Source organism: Novosphingobium aerophilum (assembly GCF_014230305.1).
Classification (GTDB): Bacteria; Pseudomonadota; Alphaproteobacteria; order Sphingomonadales; family Sphingomonadaceae; genus Novosphingobium; species Novosphingobium aerophilum.
Map to the genome: position 1 here is coordinate 437,186 of NZ_JACLAU010000001.1, position 18,353 is coordinate 455,538.

Annotated in this window: 11 protein-coding genes and 3 pseudogenes; 10 read left to right on the forward strand and 4 right to left on the reverse strand. The window is 67.8% G+C overall.

The genetic code is table 11. The annotated features are described in order from the left end of the window. Positions 1 to 13: 13 nt before the first annotated feature. Positions 14 to 1,066, reverse strand: a complete 1,053-nt coding sequence (locus tag H7F49_RS01975; protein WP_185681863.1) for a LacI family DNA-binding transcriptional regulator — start codon at positions 1,064 to 1,066, stop codon at positions 14 to 16. Between the two features lie 175 nt (positions 1,067 to 1,241). On the opposite strand from H7F49_RS01975, the gene H7F49_RS01980 reads away from it, so the two are divergent. Beyond that, entirely contained in the window at positions 1,242 to 2,657 is a 1,416-nt protein-coding gene (locus H7F49_RS01980; protein WP_185681864.1) for a sugar porter family MFS transporter, read from the forward strand. Positions 2,658 to 2,693: 36 nt separating this feature from the next. Here H7F49_RS01980 and H7F49_RS01985 read toward each other — a convergent pair whose 3' ends face one another. Together H7F49_RS01985 and H7F49_RS01990 are read right to left on the reverse strand one after the other, a co-directional pair. After that, a complete protein-coding gene (locus tag H7F49_RS01985; RefSeq protein ID WP_185681865.1) occupies positions 2,694 to 3,458 on the reverse strand; it encodes a FadR/GntR family transcriptional regulator in 765 nt (254 codons plus the stop codon). An 86-nt stretch (positions 3,459 to 3,544) separates the two neighbouring features. Then, positions 3,545 to 3,898, reverse strand: a complete 354-nt coding sequence (locus H7F49_RS01990) for a hypothetical protein (RefSeq protein WP_185681866.1) — start codon at positions 3,896 to 3,898, stop codon at positions 3,545 to 3,547. Here H7F49_RS01990 and H7F49_RS01995 point away from each other — a divergent pair. Then, positions 3,884 to 4,713: pseudogene (locus H7F49_RS01995) on the forward strand (IS3 family transposase); the annotation flags it as partial. The gene H7F49_RS01990 and the pseudogene H7F49_RS01995 sit on opposite strands and share 15 nt — an antisense overlap. Positions 4,714 to 4,922: 209 nt before the next feature. Here H7F49_RS01995 and H7F49_RS02000 read toward each other — a convergent pair. Then, a pseudogene (locus tag H7F49_RS02000) lies at positions 4,923 to 6,219 on the reverse strand (IS110 family RNA-guided transposase). A 153-nt stretch (positions 6,220 to 6,372) separates the two neighbouring features. Between H7F49_RS02000 and H7F49_RS02005 the strand changes: the two are divergent. The 8 genes and pseudogenes from H7F49_RS02005 to H7F49_RS02040 form a co-directional block, all read left to right on the forward strand. After that, a pseudogene (locus tag H7F49_RS02005) lies at positions 6,373 to 6,711 on the forward strand (integrase core domain-containing protein); the annotation flags it as partial. 88 nt (positions 6,712 to 6,799) lie between these two features. Continuing rightward, positions 6,800 to 8,410: a TonB-dependent receptor domain-containing protein gene (locus H7F49_RS02010; protein WP_268958927.1), complete on the forward strand. Its 1,611-nt coding sequence runs from the start codon at positions 6,800 to 6,802 to the stop codon at positions 8,408 to 8,410. 86 nt (positions 8,411 to 8,496) lie between these two features. After that, entirely contained in the window at positions 8,497 to 10,644 is a 2,148-nt protein-coding gene (locus H7F49_RS02015; protein WP_214647593.1) for a PKD domain-containing protein, read from the forward strand. Next, positions 10,641 to 11,921, forward strand: a complete 1,281-nt coding sequence (locus tag H7F49_RS02020) for an MFS transporter (RefSeq protein ID WP_185681869.1) — start codon at positions 10,641 to 10,643, stop codon at positions 11,919 to 11,921. The genes H7F49_RS02015 and H7F49_RS02020 overlap by 4 nt, the downstream gene beginning before the upstream one ends. Then, positions 11,914 to 14,565 carry an alpha-L-rhamnosidase gene (locus tag H7F49_RS02025; RefSeq protein WP_214647594.1) on the forward strand — a complete coding sequence of 884 codons (2,652 nt, stop codon included), beginning with the start codon at positions 11,914 to 11,916 and terminating at the stop codon, positions 14,563 to 14,565. The genes H7F49_RS02020 and H7F49_RS02025 overlap by 8 nt, the downstream gene beginning before the upstream one ends. A gap of 74 nt (positions 14,566 to 14,639) precedes the next feature. After that, entirely contained in the window at positions 14,640 to 16,931 is a 2,292-nt protein-coding gene (gene bglX / locus H7F49_RS02030; RefSeq protein ID WP_185681871.1) for a beta-glucosidase BglX, read from the forward strand. Between the two features lie 155 nt (positions 16,932 to 17,086). Continuing rightward, a complete protein-coding gene (locus H7F49_RS02035) occupies positions 17,087 to 17,542 on the forward strand; it encodes a c-type cytochrome (RefSeq protein WP_185681872.1) in 456 nt (151 codons plus the stop codon). A 1-nt stretch (position 17,543) separates the two neighbouring features. Further along, positions 17,544 to 18,341: a hypothetical protein gene (locus tag H7F49_RS02040; RefSeq protein ID WP_185681873.1), complete on the forward strand. Its 798-nt coding sequence runs from the start codon at positions 17,544 to 17,546 to the stop codon at positions 18,339 to 18,341. The last annotated feature ends 12 nt before the right edge of the window (positions 18,342 to 18,353 follow it).

An 18,353-nucleotide genomic window follows, 5' to 3' on the forward strand; every position in this document is an offset into this window, starting at 1 on the left:
GGACCGCCCTGCGCTAGGCGCTGGCGGGTGGGGCGTCGGATTCGCGGCGGATCAGTTCGTAGTCCAGAGTCAGCAGGCGCGACGGGCCCGGGAGCCCCGGGTCGGTCTTGAGCTCCTGGACAAGCAGCTCGAGCGCGCGCTCGGCCATGGTGCGAATGGGCTGTCGGATCGTGGTCAGCTCGGGCCAGATGGTGGAGGCCTGGGCGGTATCGTCGAAGCCGCAGACGGTCAGGTCTTGCGGCACGTCGAGACGATTGCGGTGGGCGGCGGCGACACAGCCGGCCGCCATGTCGTCATTGGCGGCGAAGATCGCGGTGGGCCGTTGCGCCAGGGCGAGCAGCGCCATCCCCGCCTCCAGTCCCGAGCGATAGGTGAACTCGCCCTGCCGGACGAAATCCGGATCGATCACGATCCCCGCCTCGTCCAGCGCATCGCGGAACCCGGCGAGACGCAGCGCACTGGCCGTCTGCTGCGGATGGCCGATGACGAAGCCGATCCGGCGATGACCCAGAGCCACCAGGTGCCGCGTCATGTCATGCGCCGCCTGATAATCGTCGATCATGACCACCGGATGATGCGCCTCGGCGCGACCGGGGCCGATCAGCACGGCCCGGAGATCGGCCCGGCGCAGCCGCGCCAGCAGCGCCGTATCGTCGCACAGCGGCGGGGGCAGCAAGAGCCCGTCGATCGCCATTTCGCCGAAATTGGCGATCATCCTGCCCTGGTCCCGCCCGGTGTCGCAGCGTTCGACCAGCAGATGGACGCCCTGTCGCGTCGCGGCGTCCATGCAGCCGATCAGCAATTCGCTGAGATAGGCGGCAGAGGGATTGGCATAGAGCAGAACCATACGCAGCGGCCGGGCACCGGCCAGCGCCTGCGCGGCACGGTTGGGAGCATAACCCAGCTCGCGAATGGCCGCTGCGACCGCTTCGCGGGTGCCCTCGCGGACTCCGGCCGCACCGTTGACCACTCGGCTCACCGTCATGGGCGAGCAACCCGCCAGGCGCGCCACGTCATCGACCGTGGGACGGCCGGAATGGCGGCGGCGAGGGCGATGGTCGGTCATGGCAGGCAGCTCCCGTCCCCGTTGGTGGGATCGCCGCCACGAAATGGCAAGCCCGTTCCGGCAGGCGATGGTTCATGCTTGCACCTTGGGCCCTACCCGGTAAACCGATAGCGCTACCAATCCCGGCCTCCCCCATGGATCGGCCAAGTCGGATCGGGGCGAGGGGGAGACAGCGATGCAGGCGCAGGCGGACGATCAAGTAAACATGACACTGGTCAGCGCGATCGTGGCGGTCGCGACGATCGGCGGCCTGCTGTTCGGCTATGACAGTGGCGCGGTCAATGGCACCCAGGCGGGGCTCAAGGCGGCCTTCGTGCTGGACGACACCGGTCTGGGCTTCACCGTCGGCTGCCTGCTGGTGGGCTGCGCGGCCGGGGCCTTCCTGGCCGGGCGGATGGCCGACCGGTTCGGACGCAAGCGGATCATGACCCTGGCCGCGGTCCTGTTCCTCGCCGGCGCCCTGGTCCAGGGGCTGACCGCCAGCCATGCCCTCTTCGTGGTTTTCCGGTTCCTGGGCGGAATGGCGGTCGGTGCGGCCAGCGTCCTGTCGCCGGCCTATATCTCGGAGGTGGCACCGGCGGCGATCCGTGGCCGGCTGACCAGCGTCCAGCAGGTGATGATCATCACCGGCCTGACCCTGGCCTTCGTGGTCAATTACCTGCTGGCCGAGGCGGCCGGCGGTTCGCTCGGGATGGTCGGCGGACTGCCGGCCTGGCGGTGGATGTATCTGGCCCAGGCGGTGCCGGCGGTGGTCTTTCTGCTGGCGTTGCAGTTCATTCCGGAGAGCCCGCGCTACCTGGTGGTGGGCGGCAGCGAGGACCAGGCCCGGCAGGTGCTGGCCCGCCTGTTCGGTGCCGCGACCGCCGACCGCAGGGTGGCCGAGATTCGCGCATCCTTCGCCACCGACCACCGTCCCCGCCTCGCCGATGTGCTGGCGCGGGGCACCGTGCTGCGCCCGATCGTCTGGGCCGGGCTGATCATTGCGGTGTTCCAGCAGTTCGTCGGGATCAACGTGATCTTCTACTACGGCGAGACGCTGTGGCGTCTGGCCGGCGTGTCCGAACAGGCCGCGCTCGAACGCAACATCGTTTCGGGGCTGGTGTCGATCGCGGCCTGCTTCGTGACGATGGCCCTCGTGGACCGGATCGGCCGCAAGCCGCTGCTGCTGATCGGCTCGGTCGGCATGGCCCTGACGCTGGGGGCAATGAGCTGGGCCTTCGCGCAGGGCACGCTGGATTCGTCCGGGGCGCTGCAAATGGCGCCGCAGCTCGGGCTGGTCGCGGTGATCGCGGCCAACCTGTACGTCGTGTTCTTCAACGCCAGCTGGGGGCCGGTGATGTGGGTCCTGCTCGGCGAGATGTTTCCCAACCAGCTCCGCGGCTCGGCCCTTGCCGTCTGCGGGCTGGCGCAGTGGGCGGCGAACTACGCCGTGGTGCAGAGCTTCCCGGCGATGGCGCGGGGGCTCGGTCTGGCCGAGACCTACGGGTTCTACACGGCAGGCGCGGTCATCAGCTTCTGGCTGGTCAGGTCCTTCCTCGAAGAGACCAAGGGCAAGGAGCTGGAGCAGATGGAGGGCTGGGGAGGACATTGACTCCCCCGTCCGGGGCCTGGCCAGCGCGCCCTGCGGTCAGCCGGGGCCGACCGGGCCGATGTCCGACAGGGCCAGCTCGATCAGTTGCTGCATAGCCGCCCGCGCCGCGGGTCCGTCGCCATCGGCCACGGCATCGAACAGACTGCGGTGATCCGGCACCGGATCGCGCGGCAGCTTGCGCTTGCGTTGCTTGTAGATCGTGGTCCACCGCACGGCCGCCGAGATCGTGCTGGCGAGCGAGATCAAGGCCCGGTTCCCGGTCGCCTTGAGCAGGACCGCGTGAAAGGTCTGGTCGGCCGACTGGCCCTCGGGCGTGGCCAGCGTATGGCGGGCCATTTCCTCAAGCGCATGGCCCATCTGGGCCAATTGTGCGCCGGTGCGGCGCATCGCCGCCAGCTCGGCCGCGGCAGGCTCGATGATGTGCCGCAGCTCGAACAGGTCGTTGATCGCCGCCGCGCTCGGCTCCCCGGCGAACGTCCAGGCCAGCACGTCGGGATCCAGGACGTGCCAGCGCGACGGATCGGTGATGCGCGTGCCCGCCTTGGGGCGACTTTCGACCAGCCCCTTGGCCGCGAGAATCCGGATCGCTTCGCGGTAGGCCGTGCGCGAAACCTTGTGGCGTTCGGCGAAGTCCAGCTCGGTGCTCAGGATGTGGCCGGGGGGATAGTGGCCGGTGACGATGGCGATGCCCAGATCGCGGGCGATGGTGCCGTGCAACCGCAGCGACTTGTCGGACCGGTCGATCGTCCCCTGGCCGCGCGCCTTGCTTCCTGTCACAGCTTGCTCCCTTGTCCGACGCATTATTCGCGCCACCGCCCCGATGTCCAGCGGTTCGCAGCGGCCGCCGCGGGCACAGTGCCGCCTGGCGAATCGGTCACGCCCCCTGGTCAGTCGATGAAGGGCTCCACAGTCCGAACCGTGCCGCGCAGGAATGCGTCGGCCACGAGGCGGAGCGGGCCGACGTCGACATCGCCGGCCCGCTGACGGATCAGTCCGGCAAAGTGCGCATAGAGCCGGGGGTATTCGCGGTCCTGCTCCCGGCAGGTGGTATCCGGCAGGGTCAGCACCGCGCCGCCGCCGGCCAGGGTGAGGGTACCGCCATCGGTCTCGACCTCGATGTCCCAGGTCTGCGGACCGGCCTGGCGGAAGTCGAGATCGACGTGTGATCTGCCCCCTTCTGGGTGGTCCAGAATCTTTGTTATTTTGGCCGACGAAGGAGTTTGGAAATGGGCAAGAAACACAAGCCGGAGGAGATCATCGGCAAGCTGCGTGAGGCCGAGATCGTGCTGGCGCAGGGCGGGACGGTGTCAGATGCATGCCGCCGGATCGGTGTTACCGAGCAGAGTTACTACCGCTGGCGCAAGGAATATGGCGGGCTGAAGATGGACCAGGCCCGGCGGATGAAAGAGCTGGAGAAGGAGAATACGCGGCTGCGCCGGGCGGTATCGGACCTGACGCTCGACAAGCTGATCCTGCAGGAGGCTGCACGGGGAAATTACTGAGCCCTGCAAGGCGCCGGCGCTGCATCGATCACATCAGAGGAATAATGGCTGTCTCAGAGCGGCGGGTGTGCCGTGTGCTCGGGCAACATAGATCGACGCAGCGTAAAGCGCCGCGCGGGGCAGATGATGAAGCCGCGCTGACCGAGGATATCATCGCACTCGCCAGACAATACGGTCGCTACGGCTATCGCCGGGTGACCGCCTTGCTGCGCGAGGCAGGGTGGCATGTGAGCTTCAAGCGGGTCGAACGGATCTGGAAGCTCGAGGGGCTCAAGGTGCCACAGAAGCAACCGAAGCGCAGCCGGCTCTGGCTCAATGATGGATCGTGCATCCGTCTGCGGCCTGAGTATCCCGGCCATGTGTGGTCCTATGACTTCGTCGAAGGCCGCACGCACGATGGTCGCAAGTTCCGTATCCTGGCGATTATCGACGAGGCCAGCCGGGAATGTCTGGCGCTGATCGTCGCGCGCAAGCTCAGGAGTGAAGATGTGCTGGCAGCCCTGGCCGAGTTGTTCGTTACGCGCGGACCGCCGGCCAACATACGGTCAGACAACGTCCTAGGTCGGGAAGCAGCGGCGGAAAACGGCCAGCAGGTCTCGTTGCGCCGATTGCGATCAGCGCTGATGTCGTTCTGATCCAGATGGCTTCCATCGTCAAGGAATGCGCTCTCGGCCATAGCAAACACAGGATCCAGCGGCCGAGCAGGTCGTGGTCCTCACCGTCCTTAAAATGAGATGCGGATGCCAGATGGAAGGCCCGAACATTATCTACAGGGTCGCCGTAGCGCCCTCACGGCACAGCAGAGAGGGGTCCTTCCATCTGGTGTCCGCCCGTTCGACGAACGGGCGGTACTCGGCTCCCGTCTTGATGACGGCGTGAGCGACGCGCGCCATCTTGGCGGTGAGTGCGGTCATCGCCTTGCGGCGGCGATCAGGGTCGTTGCCATGGCCGGCGACATAACGGCCAAGCTTGTCGCGGAAGCTGTTGTCGCGCTGGCGGATGGCAACCTGGGTCGCCATCCAGAAGGTTCGCCGTAGCCGGGCGTTGCCGTACTTGGAGAGCTTGGTCCGCCCGCGGAATGTGCCCGACTGGCAGGTCGCCAGATCGAGGCCACAGAACTTGAGAAACTGCCGATGATGGGCGAACCGGCGAAGGTCGCCTGCTTCGGCGAGGATGGTCAGTGCGTTGATCGGCCCGATCCCTGGGATCATGCGCAACAACTGGTAATCGCGGTTGTCGCTCAGCATGGCATGAGCGGTTCGTTCGATCTCGTCGCGATGCCGGATGAGGCTCCTGGCTTGAGCGATAACCATGCGGAACATGGTGATTGCGACCGAGTTCTCATTGATGGGCAGCGCCACCGAGGCACAGGCCGTCTCGTAGATGTCGTTGATTAACCGCGCCTTGGACACTTTGCGACCGACGAGAGACCAAGCCTCGCGCGTGAAGCCTTCCTGGCCGAGCGCCGTCATGCTGGCAGGGGTTGGAAAGCGCTCGAGCAGGGCCAGAAACCAGTCGGACCGGCTGTTGCCAGCGAAGCGTTCAATCTCAGGAAAATACAGCGGCAGGTAGTGTGTCAGGATCCGATGCCAGGTCTGGGTCTTGGCCTTGGAGATGGCTTCATGGGTCTTCGACATCTCCTGCAGGTCGTTGATCCCGGCGGCCAGCGGATCGACGTAACGCTGGGTGGCACCGATCCGCAGCATGTGCAGGATCACCTGCGCATCCTTGGAATCGTTCTTATCCCAACCATTGTGCAGCGCCTCGCGGGTGCGAGCCAAGGCAACCGACGAAATCAGTCGCAGCTCGAAGCCTGCCGAGAGCAGCCGATGCGCCAGAGTGCGATGGTAGTTGCCGGTGGCCTCGAAGCCGACGACGATCGGGCGCCCTATGCTTCCGAGCTCGTCGGCGAGGCGATCGTAGTCAGCCTTGGTGGCCATGATCGTCATGCGCCGGCGGCGGCCGCCTTCAGGGCGTTCGATCAGCACCTCCTGCCGGTGCTTCGACATATCGATGGCTACCAGCACGGCGTCGGCGGGAGTAGAACTGCGCTTGGTCATGGTCGGTCAGTCTCCAAAGTGTTGAGTCGACAACTTCACTTTAGAGACCTGCTGGCCGGTCATGACTGCCTTGATGAAGCCGGCGGGCGCTACGCGCCCTTGTCTTCATCAAGGCAATGCGGCCCTTCGAGGGACCGGTTCCCAATGTGCTACGGCCCGGAATTTATCGCGAATGCCGTGCAGCAATGGCTGGCGAAGGTTGGTGTGAACACCCTCTACATCACGCCCGGCAGCCCATGGGAGAATGGCTACTGCGAGTCCTTCAACGGCAGCATGCGTGACGAGCTCTTGAACGGGGAGATCTTCTACACCCTGGCCGAGGCGAAAATCCTGATCGAGGCCTGGCGTCGCCACTACAACACCATCAGGCCGCACAGCGCGCTGGGCTACCGCCCGCCGGCCCCAGAAGCGGCAATGCCGCCATGGCCGCCCTCCGGTTCCGCTTCGCTCCACCTCCGGCCAGCCATGGCGCAGGAGGCAACAATGCACTAACAATCAACCCGGACCACTCAGTGGGGGCCGGTCAATTCCCGCCCTGCCGACCAACACCTCGGCCCAGGTCGGGTTCAATCTCAGCCCGCTGCTCGGGCCGGGCGCGGCGCACTCCGACGTGCGGATCAAGGAGTATGGGACCAATGCCGAGCTGAAGCACCAGTTCGGTGACAATTGGCAGGCCCGCGCCCTGGTGAACTGGAGCGAGACGTCGAGCAGCTACAGCCTGACGCGCCTCAACACCGCCCGCCTGAACGCCGCCAGCGCGCCGAGCGCAGCGGCGACGACGGCGACCGCGTTCAATCCGATCGACGTGACCAAGAACAATGCCGCGCTGGTGGCCGACCTGACCGACAACGAGCTGGCCGGCGAGACCAAGAACTCGCTCGTCAATCTGCGGCTGATCCTGGAAGGCAAGCTGTTGACCCTGCCCGCCGGTGACGTGCGGCTGGCGGTGGGCGGCGAGTACATGGATGACAGCCTGAGCCTGCGTCAGGATGCGGACATCCGCATCGGCACGCTCTCCAACCGGCCGTTCACCCTCTACTCGCGCAAGGTCAGCTCGCTCTTCGGCGAACTGCAGATCCCGGTGATCGCCGGGTCGGACGGCCGGCCGATGCTCACCGTCGCGGCATCGGGGCGCTATGATCACTATTCGGACTTCGGCAACACGACCAATCCCAAGATCGGTTTGACCTTCAAGCCGGTCAGCTGGTTCACCCTGAGGGGCAACTGGGGCACGTCGTTCACCGCGCCGACCGGGCTCGATCAGCTCAAGTCGGCCAACAGCACCTTCTCGTTCTTCCCCTTCGTGCCCTTCACCGACGCGACCCGGCCGAACGTGACCGGCGGCACCGCGATCGCGCTGCAGGGCTCGCAGGCCAACCTGCAGCCGCAGACCGCCACGACCTGGTCGGTCGGGTTCGACATCCAGCCCATGTCGTCCCTGAAGTTCAGCGCCAACTATTATGACGTCAACTTCAAGGACATCCTGTCGACCCCGACCCCCAACGCGGGCATCTTCACGACCTTCCCGAACAATATCCAGTACGGATCGTCGCTGACCGTCGCACAGGTCAATTCGTTCTTTGCCAACAAGGGGCCCTATACCCCCAGCCAGCAGGCCCAGCTGGCGGCGGCGATCGCCCAGGCCGGGACCAACCCGATCGTGGAACTGGTTGATTTCCGGACCGGAAACTTCGGCATCCTCCGCGTCAAGGGTCTGGACTTCAACCTGACCTACAACCGTGTGACCGATTTCGGCGGGTTCGACTTCACCCTGTCCGGCAACCACCAATTCTCGCGCAAGACCCAGGTCAGCCCGAGCGCACCGGTGGCCGACGACAACGCCGGTCAGTTCCCGAAGTGGTTCCTGCAGGCCGGGGCCGGGGTCAATGTCGGCGGGCTGCGGGCGCAGGCAAGCTGGAACTACAACGGGGGCTACAAGCTGGCGGCACCGACCACCTCGGTCCCGGTGCAGACCAAGATCGGCTCGTTCAGCACGGTGAACCTGTTCTTCCAGTACAAGGTGCCGGCCGACAGCGGGATCCTCAAGGACCTGAGCTTCACGCTGAACGTGGACAACGTCTTCGATCAGGCGCCGCCGATCTTCCTCGGCAACACCACGGCCGATTCCGGCTATGCCAATGGCTTCACCCTGGGCCGGCTGTTCAACTTCGGCGTCTCGAAGAAGTTCTGAACAAAGGCCCAATTGATGTAACGGTAGGCCCGGCCAGCGCATCCGCGCCGGCCGGGCCGAACCGCTTCGAAAGACAGGATAGCTTCATGACCGCACGCATCAGCCGCCCGCTCGCCGCGCTGCTCCTGGCCAGCCTGACGATGCCCGTCCTTGCCCAGGATAAGGCCGGCGCCCCGAAAGGCGGAGCAGTGCAGCTGACGGACGAGGCCTACAAGGTCTTCGCCCAACCTTACATCGACAAAGACGAGTGGCGCGATCAGCCGGTGCGGCACCGCTATGTCCACGGGGGATTCAAGGGCACCGATGCGCGGTTCTCATTCTACTTTCCGCCGCCGGCGCAGTACCAGGGCCGCTTCTTCCAGCACGTCACGCCCGTGCCGGGGAGCGAGAACGAGGGGCAGACCATGCCCCCCGGCGCCTTCAACAAGATCGGTTTCGCCATCGCCAGCGGGGCCTACTTCGTCGAGACCAACGGCGGCGGGACGGTGAACCTGGGCGATGGCTCGGCGGTGCGCCAGCCCGATCCCTCGCTGACGGCCTACAAGGCGAACGCCGCCGCCGCGATCTATTCGCGCACCGTGGCGCGCGACATTTACAAGGGCCTGCCGCTGGGCGCGAAGCGGCCGTTCGGCTATCTCTACGGCGGCTCGGGCGGAGCTTTCCGCACCATCGTCGGGTTCGAGAGCGCCCCGGGCGTGTGGGATGGCGCCGTGCCCTATGTCCCGGGATCGCCGATGGCCATTCCGAACATGTTCACCACCCGCATCCGCGCGATGCGCATCCTGGACGACAAGTTCCCGCAGATCCTTGACGCGATCGAGCCGGGCGGCAGCGGCGATCCCTATGCCGGGCTGACCCCGCAGCAGGCCGACGTGCTGCGCGAGGTGACGCGGATGGGCTTCCCGATGCGGTCGTGGTTCGGCTGGAAGACCATGGGCATCCACGGGCTCGCCGCGCTCTATCCGGCGATCAAGATGGTCGACGCCTCCTACTTCACCGATTTCTGGACCAAGCCGGGCTACCTCGGTTTCGACCATCCCGAGCAGTTCGCCGACGCCCGCCTGCAGTTCTCGAGCACGATCGGCGCGCTGATCACCGGGGCGGAGGCGGAACGGCTCGGGCTCAACACCGATGCCAGCAACAACCGCGAGCGGGGCGGGGTGGACACCGCGTTCAAGGCGCGCGCGGATGAAGAGGGCAAGCGCATCGTCGCGGTCCGGCTGAGCGCCATGCCGCCCAAGGTCAATTTCCTCGGCGGGGACCTGGCGGTGCTGGGCGGCAATGCCAAGGGCAGCCTGATCCCGGTGGCCCGGGTGATCGGAGACATCGCCGTCCTGGGGGTGACCGATCCCAAGGTCGTGGCCAAGCTGGCTGCGGGGGACGAGGTGCGGATCGACAATTCCAACTTCCTCGCGCTCGAAACCTACCACTGGCACCAGGTGCCGGGGCCGGACTTCAAGGTCTGGGACCAGTTCCGCGGTGCGGACGGCAAGCCGCTCTATCCGCAGCGGCCTTTCCTGATGGGCCCCGCCTTCATGCGCGCCAGCTTTGGACCGATGCAGACCGGGGTGTTCCAAGGCAAGATGATCCTCATGTCCTCGCTGTGGGACCGCGAGGCTATGCCGTGGCAGGCCGACTGGTACCGCCAGCGCATCGCGCAGCATTTTGGCGCCGCGGCCGATCAGCACGTGCGCCTGTGGTACACCGACTATGCCCAGCACGGTGACGAGCTGGGGATCGAGGATGCGACCCGCACGGTGAGCTACAACGGTCCGCTGCAGCAGGCGCTGCGCGACCTGTCGGCCTGGGTCGAGCGCGGCGTGGTGCCGCCCCCGTCGACGCAGTACCAGGTGGCGGACGGCCAGGTCATCGTCGCCCCGACGGCGGCCGAGCGCCAGGGGATCCAGCCGGTGGTGCGGCTGACGGTCAATGGCGGGGCGCGCATCGCGGTGCGGACCGGGCAGCCGGTGCAGTTCGTCGGCGCGATCACCGCCGCCCCGGGAGGCGGCACGATCACCGCCGCGGAGTGGGACTTCGACGGCTCCGGGCACTTCGCCACCGCCGGCAAGGTTGGTCGCGGGCGCAAGGCGGTGACGGTCACCGCCAGCCACACCTTCGACAAGCCGGGCACCTGGTTCGTCACCCTGCGCGGATCGGCGCAGCGTCCGGCGGCGCAGGGCACGCCCTATGCCGTACTTCAGAACCTCGACCGGGTGCGCGTGGTGGTGCAATGACCGAGCGAGCGGGGAACGCCGGGGCGGCTCCAGACACAGCAGGCCGGTCCGCGGTCTGGCGCGACACGATTCTGGCAGGCCTGGCCAACTACATCGATTCCGGGTCGATCGTGGCCGGGTCGCTGGCGCTGGCGCTCTGGGTTGAGACCTACCACATCTCGCCCACCATGCTGGGGCTGATCGGGGCGTTCAGTGCCAATGCCATCTCGGCCGGGGTCGGGGCGCTGATCGGCGGGGTGCTGTGCGACCGGTTCGGCCGCAAGCGCATCTACCAGTTCGACATGCTGTTCTACGCCTTCGGCATGGCCTGGCTGACCTTCGCCACCGCGCCGTGGATGATCTTCACCGGCTTCGTCCTGGTCGGCCTCGCGGTGGGCGCCGATATTCCGGCCTCATGGTCGCTGATCGCCGAGCTCGCCCCCAAGCGCGAACGCGGACGGTTCAGCGGAATTGCCCAGGTGCTGTGGTACCTCGGCCCGGTGGTCGTCCTGCTGCTCGGCCTGGTGCTGGCCCCCTATGGCATCCTGGGGATCCGGCTGATCTTCGGCCACCTGATGGTGATCGCCCTGGTGCTGACGCTGTTCCGCAGCCGGATGCACGAATCCGCCTACTGGACCGAGGCCAAGGCGGCGTCGGCCGGCGGACCGGAGGCGAACTGGCGGCAACTGCTGACGCCGCGCCACCTCCGCTCGATCCTGTTCCTGGTCGGCATGTATGGCTTCTGGAACCTGTGGGCGGGGACCAACGGGTTCTTCTTCCCCTATATCCTGCGCACGGTCGGGGGGCAGAGCCAGGAGGCCAGCGTGGCGCTGCAGGCGCTCAATTTCGGGCTGGGCATCGTCTCGATCCTGCTGGTGTTCATGCGGCTGGCCGACCGGGTGAACCAGCGGGTCCTGTTCATGACCTCGGCGCTGCTCCAGATCGGCGGCATGGCGCTGCTCGCGCTCCTGCCGCTGACCCGCGAAGTGGCGCTGCTGCACGTCTGCATCATGGCGGCGGCCTGCGGCTTCGGCGCCCAGTCGTTCTTCCAGCTGTGGAGCAGCGAGCTGTTCCCGACCCTGCTGCGCAGCACCGCGCAGGGCGTGACCTTCGCGATCGTGCGGATCGGCCTGGGCTGTTTCAGCTTTTTCGTGCCGATGCTGACGGCCACGGGCTTCCACACCCTCGCCTGGATCCTGGTCGGCTTCCTCGCGGCCAGCGCCGTGATCGGCTGGATCGGGGCACCCCGCAACGAAGGCAAGAGCCTGGAGGAGATCGAGGCCGCGCATGGTGCCTGACCCCGGCGGTCTGGCCGCAACCGCAGCGCCCGATCCCGCGGTGCTGCCGGTCGATCTGCGCACCGACGATGCCTCGGGGCTGGTCACCTCGGCCCGGGCCGCGCCAGTCTTGCACTGGCGGCTCGAGGCCCGGCGCCCTGGGGTGCGCCAGATCGCTTACGAGCTGCAACGCAGCGCCTCGGCCGATTTTGGCGGTGCAGTCCTGTCCTCGGGCCGGATCGAACGCGACTGCGGGATCGGTGCGGACTGGCCGGGCCCGCCGCTGGCGAGTCGCGAAGTGGCCTGGCTCCGGGTCCGGGCGTGGACCGATCACGGGCTGACCGCGTGGAGCGCGCCGTTGCGGCTGGAGGGGGGGCTTTATGACCCGCAGAACTGGTTGGCCCGACCGATCAGTCCGGTTGGCAACGGGGATCAGGATCAGCCGCGGCCCGTGCCCTTGCTGCGCCGGGAATTTGCCCTGGCCCGGCCAGTGGAACGCGCGGTGCTCTATGTGTCGGCGCTGGGCATTCATCAGACCTGGCTGAACGGCCAGCCGGTTTCGACCGACCTGTTCGATCCGGGCTGGACCGAGTACGATCATCGTCTGCTCTACAGCGCCTATGATGTCACCGCCTTGCTGCAACCGGGCGCCAACGTGATGGCAGCGGCGGTGGGTGACGGGTGGTGGCGCGGCAACCTGACGTGGATTCCGCGCCGCGCGGTCTATGGCCGCACCACGGCCTTGCTGGCCCAGCTGGAGATCACCTTCACCGATGGTTCGCGCGAGGTGATCGCTTCGGACGATCACTGGCAGGGCGGCACCGGCAGCCTGCGCCGCGCCGATTTCTACAACGGCTGCGAGATCGACCTGGCGGCCGAGCCGGTGGGCTGGCGCGAGGTCGGGGCGGACCTGCCCGAGTGGGGCGGGGTGGTCGTCCTGCCGCCGCCGCCGCGGATCGAGCAGCGCGCTTTCCCGGCCGTCCGCGAATTGTTCAGCCAGCCCGTCATGGCGGTTTCGGCAGGGCCGGGCCTGGTCCGGATCGACTGCGGGCAGAACCTCACCGGCCATCTGCGCCTGACCGTCGAGGCCGCTGCGCCCGCGACCATCACCGTGCGCCATGCCGAAGTGCTCGAGGCCGATGGCGCGCTCCACACGGTGGCCCTGCGCACCGCCAAGGCGACCGACACCTACCATGTGCCAGCCGGACGCCACGTGCTCAGCCCGGTGTTCACCTTCCACGGTTTCCGCCATGCCGAGGTGGCCTGCGATGGGGCCGTCACGGTCGAGCAGATCGAGGCGGTCGTGGTCGCATCCGATCTGCCCGAGGTCGGCCGGTTCGCCTGTTCGGATGAACGGCTCAACCGGCTGGCGTCGAACATCCGCTGGTCGCAGCGCGGCAACTTTCTCGCGATCCCCACCGACTGCCCGCAGCGCGACGAGCGCTTGGGCTGGACCGGCGACATCCAGGTCTTTGCCGAAACGGCCTGCACCCAGTTCGATTCCGAAGCCTTCCTGCGGAACTGGCTGGTCGATCTCGAGCTGGCCCAGTTCCCGGACGGCCGGGTGACCAGCGTGGTGCCCAATGTCATCCAGGGCCACGACTACGAATACGGCGGGATCGGCTGGGGCGATGCGGCCACGCTGGTCCCCTGGGCGATTTACGAAGCCTATGGCGACCGTGAGGTGCTGGCCCGCCAGTTCGACAGCATGTGCCGCTGGGTTGACTGGGGCCTTTCGCGCCGTGATGCCGATGGGGTGTGGACCGGAGATTTCCACCTGGGCGACTGGCTCGATCCCGGCGCGCCGCCCGGCCACCCCGAACTGGCCACCACTGACCGCGATTTCATCGCCTCGGCCTATCTGGCCCACAGCGTCGGAACGCTTGCGCGGGCAGCCCGGGTGCTGGGCCGGAATGCGGCCGCCGATCGTTACGCGCAGCTCAGCCAAGATGTTGCTTCGGCAACCTGGGCCAGGTGGCACGATACCCTGGTCAAGACCCAGACCGGCTGCGCGCTGGCGATCGAGTTCGGCATCGCGCCCGAGGGGGAGCGCCAGGCCGTGGGCGCGCAGTTGGCCGCGCTGGTGACCGCCGGCGAAGGGCGGATCGCCACGGGCTTCCTCGGCACCCCGCTGGTGCTGCCGGCCCTGACCCGCACCGGTCAGCACGAAGCGGCTTTCCGGCTGCTGCTCAACGAAGAGGCGCCGGGCTGGCTCTATCAGGTCAAGCACGGGGCCACGACCATGTGGGAGCGCTGGGATGCGATCCTGCCCGACGGATCGATCAACAGCGGCGACATGGCAGTCGAAGACGCCGCCAACATGATCAGCTTCAACCATTATGCCTATGGCGCTGTCGGCGCCTGGCTCTATCGGTCGCTCGCCGGGATCGCCCCCGATGCGGCCGATCCCGGCTATGGCCTGATCCACTTCGCCCCTCTGCCCGGGGGAGGGATCGACTGGGCCGAGGCCGAGGTGCGGACCCGGCGCGGGCCGGCGATGATCCGCTGGGAGCGCTCGGCCGACCGCCTGCATGTTGCCCTGACCATACCGCCAACCGCGCAGGGCCGCTTTCAGCCCCCGCCCGGCTGGAGCCTGCCCGGCCAGTCGTCCGTCGTTGCCCTGGACTCGGGCCAGCACACATTCGACCTGGTGCGCCAACCCTGACCCTTTGGCCGCACCGCCGCTGCTCTCCATCATCGGGACCTGCCATGAAGCTCTTGCAATCCGCAGCTCGCACCATGGGCCTCATCAAGGACTTTGCCACGAGCCTCGTCCTGGGCCTGGCCATCGCCACCGCGTCGGGCGCCGGGGCGCAGACCGCGCCGCCGCCTTCCGATGCCACGGTTGATGCGCGGGTCGATGCGCTGCTGGGGCAGATGACCCCGGAAGAAAAGGCCGGGCAACTCAGCCAGTACTTCTACTTCACGCAGAGCCCACGGCTGGCGACGGCGATCGAGCGTCAGATGGCGGCGGGCCAGGTCGGGGCCGTGCTGTTCACCACCGACCCACGCCTGGTCAACCGGGCGCAGCGGATCGCGATCGAGCAATCGCGCCTGAAGATCCCGCTGCTCTTCGGGTTCGACGTGGTCCATGGCTTCCGCACCATCTTCCCCGCGCCGATCGGCATGGCGGCCTCGTGGGATCCAGCGCTGGTCGAGCGCTCCCAGGCGATCGCCGCGCGCGAGGCGCGGGCCGCGGGGATGCACTGGGCCTTCGGGCCGATGGTCGACATCACGCTCGATCCGCGGTGGGGGCGGGTGTTCGAGGGGGCCGGCGAGGATCCGTTCCTGGGCGCGGCCATGGCGGCGGCGCAGGTGCGCGGGTTCCAGGGGCCGTATATCGGCGCGCCCGGACATATCATCGCCGGACCCAAGCACTTCGCCGGCTATGGCGCGGCGATGGGCGGGCGCGATTACGATGAGGCGGAGATTTCGGACAGCCAGCTGCACAACCTCTATCTCCCGCCCTTCAAGGCCGCGGTCGAGGCCGGTGCGGGCAACATCATGGCGGCCTACATGGCGCTGAACGGCGTACCCGCCGCCGCCAACCGCTGGCTGCTCACCGACGTTCTGCGCAAGGAGTGGGGGTTCAAGGGCTGGGTCGTCAGCGATTCCGGGGCGGTCGCCTCACTGGTCACCCATGGCGTCGCGCGCGATGACGCCGACGCGGCCCTGAAGGCGTTTCGGGCGGGGACCAATATGGAGATGATCCCGCCGGGACAGAGCGCGACCATGCCTGCCGTCGCCGCCGCGGTGACCGCGGGCACGCTGCCTGTGGCGCAGCTCGACGCCGCGGTGCGCCCGATCCTGGCGGCCAAGATCCGCCTGGGCCTGTTCGAACAGCCCTATGTCGACGAAGCCCGGGCGGATGCGGTGATGAACGATCCGGCCCACCGCGTGGCGGCGCGGATCGCAGCCGAGCGTTCGGCCGTGCTCTTGCGCAACGATGGCGCGGTGCTGCCGCTCGACCGGACCCGCCTCCGCTCGCTCGCGGTGATCGGGCCACTCGCCGATGCCGCGCGCGACATCATGGGCTCGTGGGTGTTCGATCTCAACCATCCGCAGGCGCGCAGCGTCCTGGCGGGCATCCGCGCCAAGGTCGGTCCCGGGGTGCGGGTTGACCATGTCGAGGGGGTCCGCATCCCGCCACGGCTCCACCCCTCGCCGATGGCGGCGCTGGAACGCAACAAGCCGGCGCCTCCGCCGCTGGACGAGACCGCCGGGATCGCCCGCGCGGTCGAACTCGCGCGGCAGGCCGATGCGGCGGTGCTGGTGCTGGGCGAGACCCAGGAGATGAGCGGCGAAATGGCCTCGCGCGCCACCTTTGACCTGCCCGGCCGGCAGCGCGAACTGCTCGATGCCGTGACCGCCACCGGCAAGCCGGTGATCGTCGTGCTGATGACCGTCCGGCCGCTGACCATCCATGACAGTAAGGCCCCGGCGATCCTCGACGTCTGGTATCCGGGCAGCGAAGGCGCGGAGGCCGTGGCCAACCTGCTGTTCGGCGATGCCACCCCGGGCGGCAAGCTGCCCTACACCTGGGTGCGCAGCGCCGCGCAGTTGCCGATGACCTATGCCCGGCTGCCCTCGCACGATCCGGCAAAGGCCGATCAGCGTTATCAGGAGGCCAGCAACGCCCCGGCCTGGCCGTTCGGCTTCGGGCTCAGCTACACGACCTTCGCCTATTCGCGCCTGACCGTGCTCACGCCCAAGGTGCGGCCGGGTGAACCGGTGTCGGTCACGGTGGACCTGACCAACACAGGTTCGCGCCCCGGCGAGGAGGTGGCCCAACTCTATCTCCACCAGCGGCTGGGCGAGGCATCCCGGCCGGTGCGTCAGCTCAAGGGATTCCAGCGGGTCGCGCTGAAGCCGGGGGAGACCAGAACGCTGCGCTTCACGATCGCCCCTGCTGACCTGCGCTACTGGAATGCCGCGCAGCGCGACTGGGTGGCCGAGGCCAGCCCCTTCGACCTGTGGATCGGGGGAAGTTCGGCGGCGGAGCTTGGCGGCAGTTTTGCTGTGGCGCCCTGATGGCCCCGGACTGATGGCCCCGGGGCGGGCCCGCGCGGCCCGAGGGATGGAGCCGTCGCGGCGACGCTGGCTGGCGAACCGCGCAAATGGCGTTGCATAATTCAAAAGTTGAACTATATTCACCCGCAACACCATAAGGTAAGAGGATCGGGCTGATGGGAATCCGTGGGTGCTGCCTGGCAGTGCTGCTGACTGGCGGGCTGGCCACGCCGCTGGTCGGTGCCGCGCCGGATGCGATCCGCGCCCGGATCGAAACCTATCGAGAGCTTGGTGCCTCGTTCAAGGCCGTCAACGATGGCTTGCGCACCGATGAGGTGCAGACGGTGCTGATCGGGCAGGCCGCCCGCCATATCCGCAACGTGGCCCAAGCGCAGTATGGCCTGTTCCCGTCCGGCTCGGGTCCGGCCCCGGGGCTCAAGACCAAGGCGCGGGCCGAGATCTGGCGGCAGCCTGCCCGGTTCAAGGCGGCGCAGGATGCCTTCGCCGGGGCCGCGACCGGCTTCCAGCAGGCCGTGGCCAGCGGCGATGCCGACGCGATGCGCCAGGCGGCCAGAAAGCTGGGCGAGACCTGCAAGGGCTGTCACGACAGCTTCAGGACCCGGGCGGACTGACATGGCCCGCTTGGTCATGACAGTGGGCCTGCTGCTGGCCGTCACTGCGCCGGCCACCAGGTCCGTGGCCCAGCCAGCCGACTTCCCGTTGGTGCCCGCTGACGGTTCGCCGCTGCCGTCCGAGGTGGTGGTCCGCGCGGACGAAGGGCAGGCCGTCTACACCGACCGCCAGGGCCGCGTCCTCTACGGGATGGACATGCGCACGGTCTTGCGCTGGTCACCGGATGCCGCGCAATATTGCCAGGGCGCCTGCCGCCGGACCTGGGAACCTCTCCGCGCGCCGCCCGGCAGCACCCCGAACATCCGGTTCCCGGCCGATGGACTGCCCCGCACCGCGCCGGGCTATGTCCTGCCCCAGTCCGCGCCCGACTGGACCATCATCGCCGGCCCGGATGGCCCGCAATGGGTCTTCAAGGGCTGGCACATGGTCTATGTCCGGCGCGGGGCCGACAGCGGCTCGACCGCCTTTGACGGGGCCGAAGAGCGGACCTGGAACACCCTGAAACATGTCCCGCCCAAACCCCGGCTCTCGGCACCGCCCATGGTGACCGTCCGGTTTATCGGCGGGGCCTATCGGCTGGCCGATGCTGCGGGCCATCTCCTGTTTTCGGGGTCTTGCGGCGACGCCTGCCACTGGACCCCGTTCCCGGCACCGATGGCCAGCACCGGAACCGGAGAATGGACCGTCGATCAATCCGGTGATGCCCCGCGCTGGCTCTGGCGCGGGCAGCCGGTGTTCGTCGCCGAGGGGACCGACCTGTCGGCGCTGCCGACCGGCGCCAGCCCGCTGCAACCCTGACGGAGCCCTGCC

Excerpts from the sequence above, each read along its gene's own strand:
- H7F49_RS01975 (WP_185681863.1), bottom strand. The coding sequence starts at position 1,066 with ATGACCGACCATCGCCCTCGCCGCCGCCATTCCGGCCGTCCCACGGTC.
- H7F49_RS01980 (WP_185681864.1), top strand. The coding sequence starts at position 1,242 with ATGCAGGCGCAGGCGGACGATCAAGTAAACATGACACTGGTCAGCGCG.
- H7F49_RS01985 (WP_185681865.1), bottom strand. The coding sequence starts at position 3,458 with ATGCGTCGGACAAGGGAGCAAGCTGTGACAGGAAGCAAGGCGCGCGGC.
- H7F49_RS02015 (WP_214647593.1), top strand. The coding sequence starts at position 8,497 with ATGACCGCACGCATCAGCCGCCCGCTCGCCGCGCTGCTCCTGGCCAGC.
- H7F49_RS02020 (WP_185681869.1), top strand. The coding sequence starts at position 10,641 with ATGACCGAGCGAGCGGGGAACGCCGGGGCGGCTCCAGACACAGCAGGC.
- bglX (WP_185681871.1), top strand. The coding sequence starts at position 14,640 with ATGGGCCTCATCAAGGACTTTGCCACGAGCCTCGTCCTGGGCCTGGCC.
- H7F49_RS02035 (WP_185681872.1), top strand. The coding sequence starts at position 17,087 with ATGGGAATCCGTGGGTGCTGCCTGGCAGTGCTGCTGACTGGCGGGCTG.
- H7F49_RS02040 (WP_185681873.1), top strand. The coding sequence starts at position 17,544 with ATGGCCCGCTTGGTCATGACAGTGGGCCTGCTGCTGGCCGTCACTGCG.